The 2,260-nt window shown below is 37.7% G+C and carries 4 protein-coding genes; 3 read left to right on the forward strand and 1 reads right to left on the reverse strand.

Going from position 1 to position 2,260, the window contains the following annotated elements; all coding sequences use genetic code 11:
- A partial coding sequence (locus tag PVV60_RS10225) for a hypothetical protein (protein ID WP_273724642.1) occupies window positions 1-319 on the forward strand: 319 nt, incomplete at its 5' end.
- A gap of 99 nt (window positions 320-418) precedes the next feature.
- Window positions 419-835, forward strand: a complete 417-nt coding sequence (locus tag PVV60_RS10230; RefSeq protein ID WP_273724643.1) for a hypothetical protein — start codon at window positions 419-421, stop codon at window positions 833-835.
- Here the strand turns inward: PVV60_RS10230 and PVV60_RS10235 are convergent.
- On the reverse strand, window positions 795-1,673 hold the full coding sequence (locus PVV60_RS10235) for a hypothetical protein (protein WP_273724644.1): 879 nt from the start codon (window positions 1,671-1,673) through the stop codon (window positions 795-797). The genes PVV60_RS10230 and PVV60_RS10235 overlap by 41 nt on opposite strands.
- Window positions 1,674-1,712: 39 nt before the next feature.
- Between PVV60_RS10235 and PVV60_RS10240 the strand changes: the two genes are divergently transcribed.
- Window positions 1,713-2,189 carry a crossover junction endodeoxyribonuclease RuvC gene (locus PVV60_RS10240; RefSeq protein ID WP_273724270.1) on the forward strand — a complete coding sequence of 159 codons (477 nt, stop codon included), beginning with the start codon at window positions 1,713-1,715 and terminating at the stop codon, window positions 2,187-2,189.
- Window positions 2,190-2,260: the final 71 nt, after the last annotated feature.

Genomic DNA, 2,260 nt, shown 5'->3' on the forward strand with positions numbered 1-2,260 from the left:
TATGAAACAATTTTCGGAAATAATAAATCTATTAGGTGGGGTTCGTAGGGTATCTCAGTTGCTTGGGGTTCATAGAACACGCGTGTACGTCTGGCTCCGTCCTGTATCAAAAGGTGGAACTGGTGGGAGAATTCCAACAAAACATATCCCAATTCTTTTGAATGAAGCCAACAGAATTGGAGCACCGATTAAGGCAGAAGACTTTTTCTCGTTTTTTTATAGGACGCAATCATGTGAGACTATATCATCTCAAATATCTGCTTTCACGCCTGCTCCTATAGATAATGATGAACATCAACAGCAGCATTCACATTCTTAAAGAAGAAAGATCATGAGAAACGGAATATTGAAGAAACTCTACACACGGATTTGTAGATTAATAGGTTGTAATACGAAAATTGAGAATGGAGATAAGTTTGTGAAAGAATTTATACAAATACCGGATCGTGATTGTAGTAGAGAAGAACTCATAAAACGATATGCGATTCACACAACAATTCTTAAAAAACGAGAAGAATGGCATAAGTCAAAATTTGATAGTTGGATGAGATGGCATGAAGAAACTCTTGCAGAGCGAGATAAATCAATTGAGAAACAACAAGTAGTACTTGAAAACCTATCCACTTTAATTAAGCAAAAAAATAAGACACTGTATGAACAAAGATTAAAGTTGGCTTCACAAATGAAGCTTATTAGTGAACTAAATTACCAAATTTATACGTTGATCAAAGAAAAGATCAAACCAATAGATTTTCTTGTTTCAGGGGAACATACTTCAATAGAGAATTGCGACATTAAGATTGAGACTGAAGAATTTTGGGCTCATATTTTTTAAACGTAAGCTTGTCGCGTGGATAAGACGCCCAAAAACGAGCAGTGACTAATTCATCTGGATTATCCGGTGAAGTGTGTTCAAGGGTACAATTTGCAATATTTCGAACATTAAAGTCAGAACAGCTTAATAGGAAGTGAAACAAAGTGCGTTTACTAGCAGGCATAATGAAAAAATTTAAAGCAAACTCTACGGTAGAGTTCGATTTGATCTCTTTAGGATCTAAAGAAATGTATTTGGGAGCTGTTCTCTTAATGACGACGCACTCGTCCACTATATCAGACCTATACTGGGTAAACAAACAAACATTTTCAATAAATTCAAAGGGGCTGCTTTCTGACATTTGTATATTTCTTATTAAAATATCTTTCTTTGTTAGATTTGTAACCTGCAATATCATTGCTATATATGAGATACCATTTACTTGTCCTAATAGGTCAAAACCCGCTTTGAGATCTAAGGGTGGTCTTGAAGCACATAACAAAATTTCAACATGTTGTTTTGACCATTCAGCAAGATCTTTTGTCGATTTCGCTTGCTCTTCAAGAGCTGTAGTTTGTTTTTGGCTTTCCGCAAATTGCTTGCTTATCCATTCTCTATCTTCTTCTCGTTTTTTTGCAGCTTTTTCTAAATCATCTTTCCGGATTTTGGCTGCTTCTTTACGGTCTTTATTTCTTAAAATAAGCGCTACTGAAAGTGATCCGATAAATGACACGAACCCCGTAAGAAATATCTTTATCCATTCTTGCATCTTTCCCCTCCCCACTTTTTTAGAATCATTGGGAGGTTCCTTTTTCAAAAACATTTTTGCAAGACAGGCAATCGCAACGCGCTCTGTCATAACGCACGCATAAACACACAGCAACCTTAAGGGGGGATAATGATCACTAACGCACAAACCATTTTATGTCTTGATCTAGGGACTAAGACAGGCTGGGCGATATGCGGTGCGGATGGTCACATAACAAGCGATACAGAGGATTTTCAATCACGCCGTTTTGAAGGCGGTGGTATGCGTTATTTACGCTTTAAACGGTGGCTTACTGAACTAAAGAGATCTGTTGATGAAATTGACGCGGTGTATTTTGAAGAGGTGCGCCGGCATGTGGGTACAGACGCTTCTCATATTTATGGGGGCTTTCTAGCAACCTTAACAGCGTGGTGTGAACATCATCAGATACCATATGAAGGCATTCCGGTTGGCACAATTAAGAAGGCGACGACAGGAAAAGGCAATGCCTCAAAAGAAGAAATGATTAAGGCAATATGTTCCAAAGGACATACGCCTAAAGACGACAACGAAGCAGATGCTTTAGCAATTTTATATTTAAAGAAAGAAGGGGATGCGCATGTCTAATGCAATGCCATGGATAAGATTCCATTTGTATGACTGGATAAGTGGTACAAATGGAATGACATCTGAACAAC

It is taken from the genome of Bartonella sp. AU18XJBT (assembly GCF_028618595.1).
Taxonomy (GTDB): Bacteria; Pseudomonadota; Alphaproteobacteria; order Rhizobiales; family Rhizobiaceae; genus Bartonella.